Origin of the sequence: Paenibacillus sp. FSL F4-0100 (genome assembly GCF_037993005.1) — a bacterium.
Classification (GTDB): Bacteria; Bacillota; Bacilli; order Paenibacillales; family Paenibacillaceae; genus Paenibacillus_AQ.
Map to the genome: position 1 here is coordinate 3637275 of NZ_CP150303.1, position 17632 is coordinate 3654906.

The 17632-nt window shown below is 48.6% G+C and carries 13 protein-coding genes; 8 read left to right on the top strand and 5 right to left on the bottom strand.

Features of this window, described 5'->3' with window-relative positions:
* The first annotated feature begins 11 nt into the window (after positions 1-11).
* From MHH48_RS16410 to MHH48_RS16440, 7 genes are all read left to right on the top strand, one after another.
* A complete protein-coding gene (locus MHH48_RS16410) occupies positions 12-2264 on the top strand; it encodes a glycoside hydrolase family 95-like protein (RefSeq protein ID WP_179090645.1) in 2253 nt (750 codons plus the stop codon).
* Positions 2265-2369: 105 nt separating this feature from the next.
* Positions 2370-4700, top strand: coding sequence for a helix-turn-helix domain-containing protein (locus MHH48_RS16415; RefSeq protein WP_076323344.1), 2331 nt, complete (start codon positions 2370-2372; stop codon positions 4698-4700).
* A 112-nt stretch (positions 4701-4812) separates the two neighbouring features.
* Positions 4813-6519, top strand: a complete 1707-nt coding sequence (locus tag MHH48_RS16420; RefSeq protein ID WP_256720581.1) for an extracellular solute-binding protein — start codon at positions 4813-4815, stop codon at positions 6517-6519.
* Positions 6520-6608: 89 nt separating this feature from the next.
* Positions 6609-7586, top strand: coding sequence for an ABC transporter permease subunit (locus MHH48_RS16425; RefSeq protein ID WP_179090646.1), 978 nt, complete (start codon positions 6609-6611; stop codon positions 7584-7586).
* 12 nt (positions 7587-7598) lie between these two features.
* On the top strand, positions 7599-8489 hold the full coding sequence (locus MHH48_RS16430) for a carbohydrate ABC transporter permease (RefSeq protein ID WP_076323345.1): 891 nt from the start codon (positions 7599-7601) through the stop codon (positions 8487-8489).
* Between the two features lie 16 nt (positions 8490-8505).
* Entirely contained in the window at positions 8506-9630 is a 1125-nt protein-coding gene (locus tag MHH48_RS16435) for a glycoside hydrolase family 88 protein (protein WP_076323346.1), read from the top strand.
* Positions 9631-9671: 41 nt separating this feature from the next.
* Complete coding sequence (locus tag MHH48_RS16440; RefSeq protein WP_076323347.1) at positions 9672-12050, top strand: chondroitinase-B domain-containing protein; 2379 nt, start codon at positions 9672-9674, stop codon at positions 12048-12050.
* Positions 12051-12074: 24 nt separating this feature from the next.
* Here MHH48_RS16440 and MHH48_RS16445 read toward each other — a convergent pair whose 3' ends face one another.
* The 4 genes from MHH48_RS16445 to MHH48_RS16460 are packed head-to-tail and all read right to left on the bottom strand — an operon-like array spanning position 12075 to position 16284.
* Positions 12075-13313: a Ger(x)C family spore germination protein gene (locus MHH48_RS16445; protein ID WP_076323348.1), complete on the bottom strand. Its 1239-nt coding sequence runs from the start codon at positions 13311-13313 to the stop codon at positions 12075-12077.
* Between the two features lie 32 nt (positions 13314-13345).
* Positions 13346-13555, bottom strand: a complete 210-nt coding sequence (locus MHH48_RS16450; RefSeq protein WP_076323349.1) for a CLC_0170 family protein — start codon at positions 13553-13555, stop codon at positions 13346-13348.
* Positions 13552-14646 (bottom strand): endospore germination permease, encoded by a 1095-nt coding sequence (locus MHH48_RS16455; protein ID WP_076323350.1) that lies wholly within the window; start codon positions 14644-14646, stop codon positions 13552-13554. Before MHH48_RS16455 ends, MHH48_RS16450 begins: the two co-directional genes overlap by 4 nt.
* Before the next feature lie 3 nt (positions 14647-14649).
* Positions 14650-16284 (bottom strand): spore germination protein, encoded by a 1635-nt coding sequence (locus MHH48_RS16460; RefSeq protein WP_076323351.1) that lies wholly within the window; start codon positions 16282-16284, stop codon positions 14650-14652.
* Positions 16285-16549: 265 nt separating this feature from the next.
* Between MHH48_RS16460 and ric the strand changes: the two genes are divergently transcribed.
* Entirely contained in the window at positions 16550-17248 is a 699-nt protein-coding gene (gene ric, locus MHH48_RS16465) for an iron-sulfur cluster repair di-iron protein (RefSeq protein ID WP_076323352.1), read from the top strand.
* A 183-nt stretch (positions 17249-17431) separates the two neighbouring features.
* Here ric and MHH48_RS16470 read toward each other — a convergent pair whose 3' ends face one another.
* Complete coding sequence (locus tag MHH48_RS16470) at positions 17432-17629, bottom strand: hypothetical protein (protein WP_179090643.1); 198 nt, start codon at positions 17627-17629, stop codon at positions 17432-17434.
* Between the last annotated feature and the right edge of the window lie 3 nt (positions 17630-17632).

Genomic DNA, 17632 nt, shown 5'->3' on the forward strand with positions numbered 1-17632 from the left:
GGAGGGATATCGTGATTACCCGCATTGAGAATGCTATTGACTGGCCAGTGTTTATGTCAAGACACGATATGTTGTGGACAACGCGTCCGATCAGCTGGGATGAAGGGGCTTTTCTTGGAAACGGCCTGCTCGGAGCGATGATCTACAGCGAAGAACATCGGGATAAACGGAATGTGCTGCGTTTTGTGCTTGGACGATCCGATATAACCGTATCACGTCCGGGTGAACAGGCTTTCCCGGTCCGCGTGCCAATTGGCGAGCTCGCATTGGAGCTGGAGGGTTGGATTTATCAGCCCTTTGAAATGCGGCTGGAATTATGGAACGCGGAATTGAGGGCGGTTATACCCACAACGAAGGGAGAAGTCAGAATTCGTGCGTTTGTGCATGCATTAGCTCCCGTACTTGTCGTGGAGTTGGATGCAGATGAAGGTGAACGCGATGCGAAGCTGAAGTGGTACGCCTATTCGGAGGTTGATCCTATTTTGAAGAATGCGGACGGGATTAATCTCAACCAATACATTCCCGAAACCATCGTTCAGCTTATGGAATTCGGTGAGGTTTCAGTCGGCGTTCAGAAATATGAAACCGGAGAAGGCTGCACTACAGCTTGGCTAACTCGTCGCTCTGACCAGACTGAACAGGAATCGGGAAGCTGGCATCGGCAAAGCGTTATCTTAACCGTGATGAATGGCACGGAAGATGCCGTTTGTGATCAAGCGGTACGGGAGCTTCGGTCTGTGCCGAGCTCAACCTCAGGATGGGAAGCCTGGAATCATGCCCATCGCAGGTGGTGGCATCATTACTATCCGGAAAGCTTCATTTCGATACCGGATACGCAGTTGGAAAGCTTTTACTGGATACAGATGTATAAGCTGGCTTCTGCGACCCGTGGGGACTCATACCCTATCGATAACCAAGGTCCGTGGCTCACATCTACGCCATGGCCTGGATTATGGTTCAATATGAACGTGCAGATGAGCTACTCTCCGATTTATACGGCGAACCGCCTCCATCTGGGCATGTCGCTGATTCGTTCCCTGCAGGAGCATCAGGACCAACTGATCCGTAATGTTCCCGAAGCTTACCGTGCGGACTCGGCAGGCCTCGGTCGAAGCTCAAGCTATGATCTGGACAGTCCGGTCACGGATGAGGTGGGGAATTTAACTTGGGTCATGCATAACGCTTGGCGTCATTACCGTTATGCCATGGATGATCATCTGCTGCGAAGCTTGGTATATCCTCTCCTCCGGCGCAGTGTAGGTTTATATTTGCACCTTCTTGAGGAAGGGCAGGACGGCCGCCTTCATTTACCTCCTACAATCTCACCGGAATATGGGTCCTTTAAGCAGGTGAAGACAGCCGATTCTCATTATGATTTAGCGCTGCTGCGTTGGGGATGTGAAACCTTAATCCGCATAACGGATCAGCTTGGTGTTCATGACTCGCTGCATGATAGATGGCGGGAAGTCCTTGAGCGAATGGTACCTTTTCCGGTGGATTCATCCGGATATATGATCGGCGAGGGTCAGCGTATGGAATTCGGACACCGCCATTTCAGCCATATGCTGGCGGCCTTTCCACTGCATATCGTTGGCGATACCGAAGAGGAGAAGGCGCTGATTCTTCGCTCGCTCCGGCATTGGATTGGCCTTGAAGGAGATTTGCGCGGATTTAGCTTCACCGGAGCCGCCTCCATCGCAGCCAAGTTAGGTTTAGGAGATGAAGCCCTCGCGTATTTGCGGAGTTTAATGCATCTCATTAAGCCGAACACGATGTACAAAGAAGCGGGACCGGTTATCGAAACGCCGCTTGCCGGGGCGGAATCGATCCATGACATGCTGCTTCAGAGCAGAGGGGAGCGGATCTATGTTTTCCCTGCAGTCCCTAAAGAGTGGCCGGAGTCGGTATTCCATCATCTGCGGACAGATGGAGGCTTCCTTGTTAGCGCTGTTCGGGAAGAGGGGCGCACCGCTTGGATACATATTTGCAGTCTTGCCGGAGAGCCCTGCCGGATCGTAACAGATATGTCCACATCTGCGGAAGACGGCCTGTTTATTGACATCGAGGGAATCTCCAGGAAGTGTCCGATCCAGGCAGATGGGACGATCGATCTGGCTCTGAAGCCTGGTGAGGAAGCTTACATTTACAGGGCCTGTTGGAGCGGATCCACTCGATTCCGCATCTCGCCTGTCCCTGCTGAGAAGGGCAAATGCAATCTGTTTGGCAGTCGTAAACCATGGAGATTGTATGGGATTCCCCAATAATTCGTAGTTATTCGTAAAACCTGCACCCGTTCTTGTTTTTAGAGCAGCCTTATCCCTATGAAGGCTGCTCTTGTTATCACAAAAGGCTATAAGGAGGAAAATCACATGTTCAGCATCCTTCGTAAATATAACCGCAGCGTCATTGTGGCATGGCTGTTCTCTTATGTGACCGTATTAATGGTGCCGATTCTGATCAGCATCGTGCTGTATTCATTCTCATACCATCAAGTGAAGAGCGAGACCAATCGGGCAAACGAATTGCTTCTTCAGCAGATGGAAATGTCTATTGACAGCAAGCTGAAGGGTCTGGAGAGTTTAAGCCTGGAAATTGCGTTAAATAAGGGGATATCGGCATTTTCCAGCGTGGAGTTACCGATTCGTGATCATCAGTATTACGATGTGTTCAGCATATCGGAAAGCCTGCGAACTTATAAAAATGCAAACGATTCGATTGAGGATATTTACGTGATGTATTTGAATAGTGATACGGTGATTTCGACGTTTGGTCATACGAGCGGCAGAGGGCTCTATCAAAAGCTGCGGCAGAATGACGAACCCTCCTATGAGAAGTGGATGGGATTGTTCGAGCAAAGATATGTAAACGGTTACAAATGGATGGAGTTTCAAGATGGTCTTCAAAGCTTCCCGGTGGTCGTATTTGCACATTCCCTCGTATTTAATTCCCCGGCCCAGCCCCCGGCTGTTGTCCTGTTCTTGATCAAGGATTCGAAACTAATCGAGAGCGCTCCCCGGCAAAAGGATGCCAGTATGTTCATTATAGATAGGGATAGCCGGTATATCGCTGCATCACGACGGGATCCGGCTGTACCTGCTGGTATAAGTTATGAGCAGCTGCAAGGCGATAGCGGAATGATCTATATAGGCTCGGACGCGGAGCAGTTCGCGGTTTCCTATATCACGTCGCAAGTAACCGGATGGAAATATGTATCCGTACTGCCAGCGGCATTATTCAATGAGAAAATGAAAGATTTACGCCAACTGACATGGATCAGCATCGCCCTGAGCTTATTAATTGGAGGTATTGTTACGGTTTTGTTTTTACGCAGAAACTATATGCCGGTTCAAGTGATGCTGCAAAGTTTATCCAAAAAATTCGGACTGAGGTTTGACGGGGGAGCCAATGAATACACGTTCCTGCAGGGGACGATTCAGCAATATTTTCATGACAAGGCAGATATGCAAACGGCGCTTCACAAGCATCGCAATACAATACGGGCGCATTTGTTGCGGCGACTCTTAAAGGGATACGCCGATCATGATCAATCTCTCCATACAACGCTGCCTGCACATGATATACAGTTTCAATCCGACCGATCTGTTGTCCTGCTGATATCGATCGATCATTATGGCAAGTTTGAGCAGTTTGGCATTCGCGGGCTCCCGGATCAGAAGCAGCAAATGCTTTATTTCATACTAACGAATGTGCTTGAGGATACGGCTTCCGATGAAGCGCTTGTGTTTACAACAGAAATGAACGATGCGCTTGCTTGTGTCGTTAATTTCGAAGCAAGCCTGCCAGCGGAGCAGGAGCAAACCGTATTGAATCGAATACTGGCCCAGGTTCAAGATTTCATGCGAAAGCATATCGAAGCAGAGCTTACAGTAGCTGTGGGTCAGGTTCATTCGGATTTGCACGGCATCGCGCTTTCTTATCAAGAGGCGCAGGCCGCGCTTGAATATCGGATTGTGATGGGGAGCGGGCAGTTCATCCCGTATACGGACACTCTTATGGACAGGAGCAAGCAATTCCGTCAATTTTATTATCCTTTAAGTGTCGAGCAGCAGTTTATAGGCTTGGTGAAGAGCGGGAACTACGGCAAAGCGGAAGCCATTTTGGATGATATATTCCAAGCCAACTTTTCCAAGCACCCGGTTTCGGTTCCACTCGCTAAATGCCTGATGTACAACCTGGCAAGCACGATGCTGAATACGCTTGAGGAAGTGAGAGCGGGCAGCAAGCGAACCTATGAAGATCATATCATCGATGCGGATCTATTGCTCGAATGTGATCATGTGCCGGAGATGAAGGAACGGATGAAACAGATGCTTGCGCAGGTCTGTGAATGGATCCTGGCCGAGAAACGGAATCACCACCGTTATTTAATCGAAGATGTCTCGCAGTATGTCCAAGAGCATCTGTATGACCCGAAATTGAATATTTCAATGATTGGCGACGCTTTTCAGATGACCCCCTCATACGTATCGAGACTGTACAAGGAGTTTACAGGAGAAGCCTTACTGGATACCATTAACCGCCTCCGTCTGTCCAAAGCGAAAGAACTGCTTGTTCTGCAAAAGCTTACTGTCAATGAAATCGCTAGCCGCGTCGGTTATGCGGATGTCAGCACGTTTTTGCGAATCTTTAAAAAATTTGAAGGCGTAACCCCGGGGAAATATCAGAAAGCCGCACCGTAAACCGGATTTTTCATGAAAAACCATCGATTTTTAAGGAATTGCCTGCGATTTTAGATTTTGTCTATGGTAAGGGATACGGATTTTATTGAACAATGACAACGGATAGGGCAACATGCTGGCCTATCCGACACCTTATCTTACAATCGGGGGAATGATGATGGTTCAACGTTTGCTGGTCAAAGACAGCTTGTTGCGAAATTTGAAGTCAGGACTGACCGCCATATTGTTAACAAGTCTGGTGCTTGCGGGATGTTCGTCAGGCGGTAAGGATAACACGCCCGGCGCTAAGCCGAACGAGGCCGGGAAGGGTACATCCACTGCAATCGGTTCATCGTATCCGCTAAACACAACCGAATCGATCACGTCGTGGGAAATCTTGAACATGAATGCGGTAACCTTCTATTCTAACCTTGCAGAAACGCCGTTCGGGAAAGCGCTTGCCGATAAAACAGGAGTTCAGGTGGAGTATATTCATCCGAATGATCAGCAGACGGCTGAGCAATTCAATCTGATGATCGCGTCCGATGAGCTACCGGATGTCATTGAATACGATTGGACCGGACGAAGTGCGGGCTCTTATCCGGGCGGACCGGAGAAAGCCATTCAGGACGGCGTCATTCTGGAGCTCAATGAGCTGATTGATCAGTACGCGCCGAACCTGAAGAAGAAACTCGAAGCGGATCCGACGCTTGACCAAATGGTCAAGACAGACAGCGGCAAATATTATGTATTTCCCATGATTCGCAATCCGTCCGGGCTCGTCTTCCGGGGTCCCATGATCCGTCAGGATTGGCTGGATGAGCTTGGTCTTCCAGTTCCAACGACTATAGAGGAGTGGGAGAAGACGTTAATCGCCTTTCGCGACGAGAAGGGGGCCAAAGCACCGCTCAGTGTAACTTACACCGGAGGGAATTTTGAGATCCGCGATGCTTTCATCGGAGCTTACCGCACATCAAACTCCTTCTATGTGGACGATGAAGGAAAGGTGAAGTATGGACCCATAGATCCGCAGTATAAAGATTTTCTGGCCTTATTCCGCAAGTGGTTTGCGGAAGGATTGTTTGACAAGGATTTTGCGCTCACCGATACCAAAGCGCTGGATAACAAGATTCTGACCGGGCAGACCGGAGCTACAGTGCATCTTCTCAGCGGCGGCATGGGAAAATGGATGGATGCCATGAAGGGGCAGGATCCGAAATTCAAGCTGGTTGGCGCTCCATATCCAACACTCCTTAAAGACGAAGTTCCTTTTATAGGACAACGGGATTTCAAGTACAATCCGGGACCAAGCAAAGCCATCACAACCGCTGCGAAAAATCCGGAACTGATTGTACGCTGGCTTGATTATGCTTACAGCGATGAGGGCGCGATGCTCTACAACTTCGGCATTGAAGGAGAGAGCTACGTGATGGAGAACGGTGCTCCTGTCTATACCGATTTGATTAAAAACAATGAGAAATACAGTCTGCAGCAGATGGTATCGCAGTATTCCAAGCCGAATGGACCATACGAAGCGGATGAACGTCGGAACTGGAATACGTTCCCTGAGCAGGATGAGGCCGTGAAAGTATGGGCGAAAACGGATGCCGAGAAGCATATACTGCCTGGCTTCCTGACGCCAACCGCCGAAGAAAGCAAGGAGCTTGGCAAGATTTTAACTGAAGTAAGTAACTATAAAGAGGAAATGTTTGTCAAGTTTATTGTCGGCAAGGAGCCAATGGAGAGTTATGACAAGTATGTGGAACAAATCAAGAAGCTGGGGATTGAGCGTGCGGTTGAAATCTATCAAAGCGCTCTGGATCGATACAACAGCCGATAATGACATCTTGAGCCGAGGGGAATGGAGCGGGTTCATCCCCCTTGGTAACTTGAACCTTCAATAGACAGAGCATAAGGAGTGAGCACGGCATGGCGAAAATTCCGCCTCCGACACGCACGTCAATTCCTTCTAAACCATCTAACTCGGCAGGACTGAATCCTCGAAATTGGGGCTTGCTGAAGGACATTAGTAAAAATCGATTCCTGTACATCATGTTAATTCCGGTACTTCTATATTTCGCGGTTTTTCATTATTTCCCCATGTACGGGGCATCCATCGCCTTTAAGGAGTTCTCTCCACGTCTTGGCATCATCGGAAGTCCATGGGCCGGCTGGGAGCACTTCGAATCGTTTTTTAACGGCATTTATTTCTGGCGGGTCGTCAAAAATACGCTGTTAATCAGCTTTTATGAACTGCTCTTTGGCTTTCCGGCACCCATTATATTGGCCCTCCTGCTGAACGAGGTGAGAAAAGCCGCATTCAAACGCACGGTTCAAACCATAACGTATATGCCGCATTTTATTTCGCTGGTCGTTGTTTGCGGCATCATTAAGGAATTTACGATTAGTGACGGGTTAATCAACGATATTTTGGCTTTTTTCGGATGGGAACGGGTCTCTCTTCTATTGGAGTCTGAATATTTCCGGACCCTCTTCGTAACCTCCGGAATTTGGCAGAACATCGGCTGGGGGACCATTATCTACCTTGCCGCCCTGGCCGGTATCGACCAGGAACAATACGAGGCCGCGAAGATCGATGGAGCCAACCGGTGGAGGCAGATGTTGAATGTGACTTTGCCGGGGATCATGCCTACGATTATCATCCTGTTCATTCTTGAGATCGGCAGGCTGATGAACGTCGGCAGCGAGAAAGTCATCCTGCTCTATAACCCCTCAATCTACGATACCGCAGACGTCATAAGCTCCTATGTGTACCGGGTCGGGCTGCAGGAATTCAATTACAGCTTCAGCTCGGCAGTAGGGCTGTTCAATTCGGCCATCAATTTCACGCTTGTCATCGGCTCAAACTGGCTGAGCCGCAGAATGAACAAAACCAGCTTGTGGTAGGAGGTGAAAGGAATGGAATGGAGAGCTGGGAATCGATCGGTCGGTGAAAAGCTGTTTGATGTTTTTAATTACATCTTGTTGACCGTAATCACGTTATGTACCTTATACCCATTGATTTACGTACTGTTTGCTTCCTTGAGTGATCCTACCCGTTACATGCAGCATTCGGGGATTTTATGGAAGCCGCTGGATATAACATTTAACGCTTACCGGCTCGTGTTTGATAATCCGATGATTATTCAAGGATACTTAAATACGTTCCTTATCGTATCAGGAGGCTTGGTGCTCAATATTACATTGACCGCGTTCGGAGCGTATGCGCTGTCACGTAAGGGACTGCGCTATCGTAAGCAGCTGATGCTGTTTATCGTATTCACCATGTTCTTCAGCGGGGGCTTGATTCCCTTGTATTTTACAGTGAAAGGCCTGGAGCTTACCAATACGCTGTGGTCCTTAATTATTCCACAGGCCATATCTGCTTTTAATCTGATTATCATGAGAACGGCTTTTGAGGCGGTGCCTGATAGTCTGGAGGAATCCGCCAAGATCGATGGAGCCAATGAATTCGTCATCCTATTCCGGATTATGATGCCGCTGTGCATGCCGGTCATAGCCGTCATGCTGCTGTATTACGGTGTAAGCCACTGGAACTCATGGTTCCAGGCCATGATCTATTTGCAGGATCGTTCCTTGTATCCGCTTCAGCTTGTCCTGCGGGAGCTGCTGCTTCTGAATGATGCAAGCTCTATGGCAAGCGGAGCGAGCGGAGGGGAGGTCGCTGTCATCGGCGAAACGCTGAAGCATGCGACCATTATCGTTGCGACGGTACCGATTCTGCTGGTCTATCCGTTTTTGCAGAAGTATTTTGTGAAAGGTGCTCTAATTGGTGCCATTAAAGGATAACGACAGGAGGAATATGATGAGTAAATTAAAGATTCAACATGAACTCGATTTGGATATGTGGTGGAATGGTGCTCAGTTGAAGGTGGACCGGATGTTGGCTAGAAAGCCTGAGCTTGCTCCGCATGCGGCCAAGGACGGGGAATACGACGGCTTGACCCTGGACAACTGGATTTCAGGGTTTTGGCCGGGAATGCTGTGGATTTTTTACGATATGACCGGAGATGCGAAGTACAAGGAAGCGGCGTGGGAGTGGGATATACGTATGGAACGATTGACTCTGGAAGAGAGTCGCTTTCATCATGATGTCGGGTTTCAGTATTTGCCGACAGCCGTACTGAAATATAAGTTAACCGGCGATGCAGATGGCAGAAGGCGGGGACTTGCGGCGGCTAACTTTCTGGCCGGACGATTTAATTTGGCAGGCCAGTACATCAGGGCATGGAACAAGGATCTCCCGGGCTGGGCTATTATCGACTGCCTGATGAACCTGTCCCTCTTGTACTGGGCTGCCGAAGAAGGAGAAGACCCAAGATTTCGCCACGTTGCGAATGCCCATGCGAATATGGCTTTGCAGCATATGATCCGTGCCGATGGATCCACCTGTCATGTTGTTTCGTTTGATCCCGAAAGCGGGGATTTGCTGGAGTATATGGGCTGGCAGGGTTATGCCCCGGATTCCTGCTGGTCAAGAGGGAATGCGTGGGCGCTGTATGGGATGGCTAACGCTTACCGTTACACGAACAATAAGGATTATTTGTACGCCGCCGAGCGGGTAGCTCATCATTTTATAGCTTCCTTACAGGGGCAGGGGGTACCCCCATGGGACTTCCGGGTACCGAATCCCGATACCGAGCCTCGTGACACCTCCGCTGCGGCCATTGCCGCCTCCGGATTGTTGGAGCTCGCTGCTTTGACAACTCCGGAGGTGGGGACTGTATACCGGAAAGCTGCTGAGCGAATCGTCCTGGCATTGTCGACGGAGTACGCAGCTTTCCACGCTCCTGAGCATGAAGGAATCCTGCTTGGCGGAACCGGCCATAAGCCGGCGGATACGAATATCGATGTGTCGCTTATTTATGGGGATTATTATTACATCGAGGCTCTGGCGAAGCTTCGCGGCTGGGTCCATCGCGTATTCTGATTGGTTATGGGACGTTAATATTCGAAGAGGGGTGAACGGATATGAAAACGTTATCAAACGCTTTAAACCAACGGTATCACAGATCGATAAGTATGGGTCTCGTCTTGAGCCTTTTGATCGGTACACTGATGATGTCGCCTTCAGAAGCCCAAGGGGCTTCGAGTGATGCAGAAGGGAGCAGCAGTATGAATCGGATCGAGAGCACGGTAACGGCAAGCAGCTACCAACCGGGCACGAATTACGTACCGGGGAATGTATTGGATGGGATATGGGGCGAGGACGAGGCGAGCCAGCAAAGCCGCTGGTCCGCTTCCGGTCAGGGTCAATGGCTGCAGTTTGATCTAGGCACGGAACAAACCGTCACTTATGTGAACATTGCCTTTTTGAATGCTAGAGAGCGTCAGTCCAGCTTTGAAATATTAGCTTCGAATACTGAAGATTTCCAATCCGGCACCGTTGTTTTTGAACGACAGTTCAACAGGCAACTGAAACCGGAAGATAGTATCATGCAAACATATATATTACAGAATCCGGTGAAGGCCAGGTATTTGCGGTTGATCGGATATGGCAATAACGCCAGCGGAAGCTCGGGAAACTGGAACAGTATCATGGAAGTAGAGCTTTACGCAGGGAAAGTGCCGGGTGAATCACCGGAAGAACCACAACCATCACTTCCTCCAAACGCTGGCGAAGGGAAGGAGGAAGATGTGAAGCTTCCGGAGATGAAGCGCGTCTCGGTCAGCACGGCGGAACAATTGCAGCAGGCACTGGATCAGGCTGTGGCCGGCACGCTGATTGAACTGAAGGATGGGAACTATGAGCAGAACGGTCCATTTGTTGTGAAGGATAAACACGGCTCCGCGGCCTATCCGATTCGGATTACCGGGAAGCCCGGCAAGGCAATCATTAGTGGGAATAGTTATATACACATTGAAAATTCAAGTTATGTGGAAGTCAGCGGACTCACGTTCCGGAACGGGATCGGCGATGAGAATGGAACTCAGACCTTGAATGACCGTGGATTGGCGCATCGGGCGCTTACCGGGGTTCATCCAGGGATTCAGCTGGAAAGCTCCAGCCGAATCTCTATTTTGGGCAACACCTTTGCTTTGGATGAAACAGGTCAGCCCTACCGATTTAAAGCTCAAAACCGATATGTATGGTGTCTCCTTAATTTGGAGAACAGCTGCCGGTACAGTGAGGATCGGTATGACCCTAACGGAGAAGTTTATAAGGGGTTAACGCCATTTGAAGATCCAAAGCTCATTACGGATAATGGCACTCACAGACATTATATTCGAGTCGAAGGAACGAGCAGCCATAACCGGATCGCTTATAATGATATTGGTCCGAAGAAGGGCTTTGGCGCAGTCCTGATTTATGATGGTGAAGGGCATAGTGGACAGCATATATCGCAATACGACGTCATTGAGCATAACTATTTTCACGGGATTGGTCCCCGGGTAACCAACGGGTTGGAAGCCATCAGGCTTGGACTTTCCAGTACCTCGCTCTCTTCCGGTTATATTACGGTTCAGTACAATTTGTTTGACGGGTTTAACGGTGAAGATGAAGTGATATCGGTGAAGAGCAGTGACAATATCATACGGTACAACACGATTCGTGATTCATACGGCGGTATTGTGTCGCGACATGGAAACCGCAACAGCTTCTACGGCAACCATCTGATTGGCGATGGAGTGACACCAGGCAGCAGCGGGTTCCGGATATACGGCAACGATCACAAAATCTATAACAATTACATGGAAGGTCTTACGGACAAAGTGATTCGTCTTGATGGCGGAACACATGATGGCGGACCGGAAGGCAGTACGAATCCAATCGTTCGTTGGGGTGGAAACCAAGAGCAAACGGCAAGGCTTGGCGATCTGCCGGCCGAACAAAGAACGGAACTTTTGCGCGGACATTGGCGGCAGTATAACGTTCAGATTTACAACAATACAATCGTGAATGTCGGCAACCAAACGACAACTTTCCATCTGGGCGGCAGAACCTATCAGCCGGTAGGGACTAAGATTTATAACAATCTGATATTTAGCCATGCAGGGACGATATTTCAGGAAACTGATGCGGTGATACAGGCACCCGAACACGAACGGGCTGAGTACAAGGGAAATATGCTCTCGGGGAATGCACCGATTTCTAACAACCCCATCGTGGACAGAGGGATGAACAAACAAGAGCTTCATTTGGTGCGCAGTAAGGACGGCCTCATTCGATTATCCATCTATAGTCCAGCCGTAGACGCTGCCCTGACTCCATTCGTTGCAGCGGACGACATGGATGGCCAGATCCGCTATATACCTGACGTGGGTGCAGACGAATATGCGCCAGGCAAGCAGCGATCCAATCCTCCGCTTACCGTCCATGATGTCGGCCCGGAAGCCTGGACGAAATGAAGGTGAATACCATGACCGGCACCATTATTCTGCCTTCATCCCAATTCTTCGAACTTTGGACGTCACATGATAATCAAAGGTTACGTTTTTATAGATTTCACCCCATTGCCCTGGAGATGTAACATGGTTTTTCCAATACGATGGTTCTTTGGCTCTTACCAATTCGCCGAATCCGAATATATCGGATTCTTTTTTTTGCGTCTTTTGGATTAATCCGATTAATAATTCTGTAATGGAACGCTCATTCTCGCGAGCAATTTCCTCCAGAATTTTCGAGTTATCTACCGGGATGGTATCAGAGTTTTTTTCTTCGATATTAATCTCCGTTGTCGCCGTGATCGTAAAATGGGGCATACCGTTCTTGATATCAACTTTAATTTCCGATTCCCGGTTCGTCGCATGGATTGTTACGACCTGGGAATCATCCCCAATATGGATAATTCCCCGGTATCCTGCCGGACTGATTCCCTTGATGACCAGGTATCCGGCAATTTCAATTGGTTTTGTCATACCTACCATTTTGGCTCCTTTAAAAAAAGCCATTCCGCTGATTTCCACGTTTTCCCCCTTCATGATTTGGATATAAGGCAGAAATCCCTCCTGACCTTTCTTCGAGGAATTGCTCCAGAACGTCCCAATGTAGTTACTCGGAAATTTGCCATGCTTTACGGCATCGTCCAATGTGGACGCTAGATACAGCGCCGGGACACGCTCCAATTTCGGTGCTGCTTGCATATGATTTTTTGCTTTTCCTTTCGATATCATTAACCAGGCCATACGGCGAACCTCAGCATTACGGTGTAGATAGTCGTTTAAATTCTCTATTCCTTTTCTGGCAAACTCTTCGGATACGACGATGACGCGGAGATGGCCAAAAAACAGTTTGCCTGATATTTGCTGCTGTAAATTCATCATGGCGTCGTCGACCGTGTGTCCTACAACATCGAGCACCCACACGGTTTCTTGCTCACCTTCTCCCGAACCGCCGCCTTCACCAGGCCCGAGCGGTATTCTGCCGGGAAGCGCAATTTGAACGGATAGTTGGATTAATTCCTGTTTCGGAGCAGGGTATTTCCCGCGAAGATGAGATATTTCATCCTCACGTGCCTCAGCATCCTTATCAGCCCTATCGATCGATATCCCTAGAACGACAGCACGCTCTTCAATCTCCATCCGATCCCAGCATCCTGTCAGGAGTGAGCACGATAGAAGAAGGACGAACATGAATTTTACGTTTAGATTAACGCTTATTCTTGTACTCATTGAAATCCTCCTACAACTGTGAATATGCTCTCTCACACCAGGACTTTGACAAGGACGATACCCAGGAACAAAACCGTTACGAACGCGATATTGATCCAGCCCAACACGCGAGATACTTTTTTTTCCTTGGCCATGTTCGACTGATCATACTTATACGTATCGATGAACAGGTTGAACAAACCAGAAAACACCCAGATCATTATGGCGACATCCAAATAACCGCTGTAAATTTCTCCGATCATTTGGATTTCCCTCTTTTTTTGCGCAGTTTGGCGATGATAAGCAGTACTCCGGGATAAATGATCGTAATCAGCAGTCCGAATTTGGATATCACGCTGTTCACTTCATTAAAATGAATCAAGCTTTGGGGCAGCATGGCCAAGACGAACAGAAACGGAAGGATGAAGAAGGACAGCATCCCATGATCAGCTAACCGGAATAACTTGCTTATGGAGTAAATCGTAAAGTAGTAACAAGAGAACAAGGATGTAAATACAGCTGTTACCCAGACAGCAAGGAAGACCGCATCCAAACGTTCCAGTACATTGGCAGGTAATGAAGTTGCTTTTGCCAGCTCCAGTGTCGGCCACAACAGCTTCTTCGTTTCCTCTGCCCCAAACACGCTAACCGTTGCCGTGACAATTAATATATACAGCACCCCGGTGATCAGGATCGCCCATATGCTGGAGCGCATCGCTCTTTCCGGTTTGCACATGGCAGGGATGACCATCATCATAATAAAGTATCCTTGGAACATGGTGGACAATGTAATAATGCCTGCCGGTATTCCTCGAATTTCATTCCCCATCACAGGAAGAACATTGACGATTTCCGCGTTTTTTAACGACAGGGCGACGATCAAGAGCGCAGGAATCAGGATAAAGGGGCTGTAAAATAAATGAATGTAAGCAAAGGTCATAATATTTCGGCGTGAAGAAAGAGCAGCCAGGAGCAGCATGACCAGTACAGTCACCTCCAATGGCGTATTTTTCAAAACGGCTGTGACAACAACCTCGCCGAACTCCCTTGCAACAAGAGAGCTTAAAACGGCAAAGAATGCAATGGATAGAAGGCCTCCGATTCTTCCGAGCCATTTGCCGATGATGATCTCGCTATACTCGATGTAAGAGTCATTCGGGAACCGCATGCCAAGCCGGGTCATGAAAAAAAGTCCGACAAATGCAAGGAGCATTCCCAAAAAAGTGACTAACGGAGCTCCTGCATCCGCGGCCTTCACCGCAGCCAAGGGAAGTGCAAGAACGCTTACTCCAACAATGGTGCTGATTGTAACGGCAGCAGCCTGCGTGACAGTGATTTGGCGCTGTTCATTCATAAGTTAACGCCCTTTCTCGTCGTTAGGATGGACGGGATCCATAATATGGGATGAAGAATGATCCACCTGTTCCTTCATTTGATCACCCATTCTTGTCTTGCTAATCGGATGGAGGAAGGAAGGCCGATTCTTCATCTTCCACAACGGCCCACGGGTCAGGAGATCCCGCATGCCTTGGAAGTTGCCAGGCACAAATGGGCTTATGTATGGGACCCCGAACGATTTAAGTGACAATAAATGATTGGTAATCAAAATGATTCCGACCATGACGCCATATAGACCGAAGATACCGGCTAAGATGATCAGCGGAAAACGAAGCAGGCGAAGAGCCAGAGCCGCATTGTAGGCCGGCGTTGCAAAAGAGCCAATGGTCGTTAAAGCGATAATAACGACGGTTATCGGGCTCGCGAACCCGGCTGCTACCGCAGCCTGGCCGATGACGAGCACACCGACAATAGATAAAGCGCCGCCTACCTGTTGCGGCAATCGTATGGTAGCTTCCCTTAAAACCTCCATTGAGATTTCAATGACAAGCACTTCGATCATGGCAGGGAAAGGTACGCCTGCACGCCCGCCGGCAACGGCGACCGCAAATTCTGTGGGGATCAGCTCAGGATTGAACGAAATAATCGCCACATACAGTGAGGGAAAGACCAATGAAAATACTAGAGCAACCAGACGGGATAGTCGGATCGCACTCATCAGAACGAAGCGTTCGGTATAATCTTCAACGGTCTGATAGAACTGGCTAAACACGGTAGGCGCGATCAAGGCCAGAGGGGAGCCATCGACCAAGATGGCGACTCTTCCTTCCAGCAGATTCGCCACGACTTTGTCAGGTCGCTCGGTATACTGGATTTGCGGAAAGGGAGACCAATGGTTGTCTTCGATGAATTGCTCCAAATAACCTGAATCCAGAACGGCGTCGATTTCAATGGCATCCAGCCGCTTTTGTACTTCTTTGATGATTCCGGGATTGGTTATGCCGTCCATGTAACACATGGCAACTTTGGATTTGGTTTTCGTTCCGATCTCCATGGATTTCACGCGAAAATCCGGTGTTTGCAGCCGGTAGCGGAGTAGAGAGATATTGGTCCCCAGGGACTCTATAAATCCCTCTCTGGCTCCGCGGATGACCTGCTCCGTCGCCGGCTGCTCAATAGCGCGCTGCGTGATCTGACGTGTGTCAATGATAATCGCCTCGTCCAGCCCTTCAATGGCTACGACGGATTGCCCCCTTAGCAGGTTGTCGGTCAGAACAGAGATTTTCCTTTCCGAATACCCCTCGCTATGATAAAGCGTATCTTTCATGATGGTTTGCATTAACGTATCATGCGGGAGATTATTTACATCGATATGGCGCGGCCCATATTTGAGGGGCTTCAATATCGTGTTATTGATGACGGCATGATCCGTCATATCGGAGAAATACAACAATACAGCCGGATGCTGCCCGAACACATGGAAGCCAAATACAATAAAATCGTCACTATCACCCAGAACCTGTTTGATTTCGGATATGGTTTCTTCCAGATTCACCGATATGTCCATATCCTCTGAGTTCTTCCCATTCGGATTGGCAGAAAGATTATCGCTATCGTTGGGTTGGTTCGAACCCGCCCATGTGGAAAATGACATTGTGTTTACACCTCTCCTAATTCAACCGGGGTCACAGCATTTGGATATTTTGATTAAGTATTTCCTCTGGTTGTTATTTTTATCAAAAAGAAGAAGTCTAAAAAGATGTTTCCTTGGCTCCCGTAGTTCTCCGATCCTGATCGTTCACATAGTGTTAGATTTTGGTATGACTGCAATCACATATACGAAGATAGGAGTTTCATATACTTGGGTTGTAAGAGTGAAATAGTTCACAAAGACGCATTTAGTCTAAGGAGGTTTGAACATGAGTTCATTCACGCTTCAGAGTCAGGTATCCGATATCGTTACATCCATTCCGCAAACCGCGGATTTATTCCGATCACTGCGCATTGATTTTTGTTGTGGAGGGCAGGTGCCTTTAGAAGAGGCGGCTAAACAGCGCAATTTGGAACCCGCCGCCGTTTTGGAGCAGGTTCGGTCCGTGGAGAGCAAGTTTGCAGATTATCAAGAAAGCCGTCCGGCTTCACTGAAGGAATCTGAACTGATTGAATACATCCAGCAGAAACATCATGCCTTCTTGCGGGATGAATTACCTGCTTTAACGCCGTATGTGACGAAATTAGCCCGCGTTCATGGGGAGCATCATCCCGAACTTCTTCGGGTGCAGGAGCTTTTCTCCGATCTGAAAAAAGAACTGCTGGATCATACGAAGGATGAAGACGAGCATGTATTTCCGCTCATTTTGAAATTTGTTGCAGAGCCTAACCACCAGGCTGCAGCGGAGCTTAAGCCGCATGTGTCTGAACTGGAACATGAACATGCTCAAGCAGGCAAACTGCTTCAGGAGCTCCGGGAAGTAACCGCTGATTTCGAACTTCCGTCGGATGCCTGCCGTACGTATCGGTTGGTCTATCAACGGTTGGCGATGCTTGAAAAGGACACCTTCGAGCATATCCATCTGGAAAACAACATCTTGTTCGAACGGATTCGTCAAGCGGTATAACCTTGATGACCGTGTGAAAGTGAATTAACGTATGCTGGATGAATATTAATTGCAAAATAACGTGGCGTCCCAAAAGTAGATTTAGTTGCTTGACGTACGGCTCTCATAAACAGAAAGTGTGTCAAATAAAGCCATGGCGGTGCTCAGGATGTTATTCCCACACCGCTATGGCTTCTGTTTTGATCATTGGCTGATCTCCCTTGCTTGCTGCTTGTAGCGAAGATACTTAAGGCTTACGGTGACTTCCCTGTCTCCCTGGGCTTTCGTACATGTTTTTTGAGCGGACAACCTTCGCAGCTTCGCTTCGATAGAGCCGCTTACGTAAGAAACCGGAGGACGAATCGATTCCGGACAAGCGTCAGCGCTCGCCTTTGCCTCCACATT

Bases quoted from the DNA above. Each gene is read 5' to 3' on its own strand.
- MHH48_RS16415 (WP_076323344.1), top strand. From the start codon at position 2,370: ATGTTCAGCATCCTTCGTAAATATAACCGCAGCGTCATTGTGGCATGG.
- MHH48_RS16420 (WP_256720581.1), top strand. From the start codon at position 4,813: ATGCTGGCCTATCCGACACCTTATCTTACAATCGGGGGAATGATGATG.
- MHH48_RS16425 (WP_179090646.1), top strand. From the start codon at position 6,609: ATGGCGAAAATTCCGCCTCCGACACGCACGTCAATTCCTTCTAAACCA.
- MHH48_RS16430 (WP_076323345.1), top strand. From the start codon at position 7,599: ATGGAATGGAGAGCTGGGAATCGATCGGTCGGTGAAAAGCTGTTTGAT.
- MHH48_RS16435 (WP_076323346.1), top strand. From the start codon at position 8,506: ATGAGTAAATTAAAGATTCAACATGAACTCGATTTGGATATGTGGTGG.
- MHH48_RS16440 (WP_076323347.1), top strand. From the start codon at position 9,672: ATGAAAACGTTATCAAACGCTTTAAACCAACGGTATCACAGATCGATA.
- MHH48_RS16445 (WP_076323348.1), bottom strand. From the start codon at position 13,313: ATGAGTACAAGAATAAGCGTTAATCTAAACGTAAAATTCATGTTCGTC.
- MHH48_RS16450 (WP_076323349.1), bottom strand. From the start codon at position 13,555: ATGATCGGAGAAATTTACAGCGGTTATTTGGATGTCGCCATAATGATC.
- MHH48_RS16455 (WP_076323350.1), bottom strand. From the start codon at position 14,646: ATGAATGAACAGCGCCAAATCACTGTCACGCAGGCTGCTGCCGTTACA.
- MHH48_RS16460 (WP_076323351.1), bottom strand. From the start codon at position 16,284: ATGTCATTTTCCACATGGGCGGGTTCGAACCAACCCAACGATAGCGAT.
- ric (WP_076323352.1), top strand. From the start codon at position 16,550: ATGAGTTCATTCACGCTTCAGAGTCAGGTATCCGATATCGTTACATCC.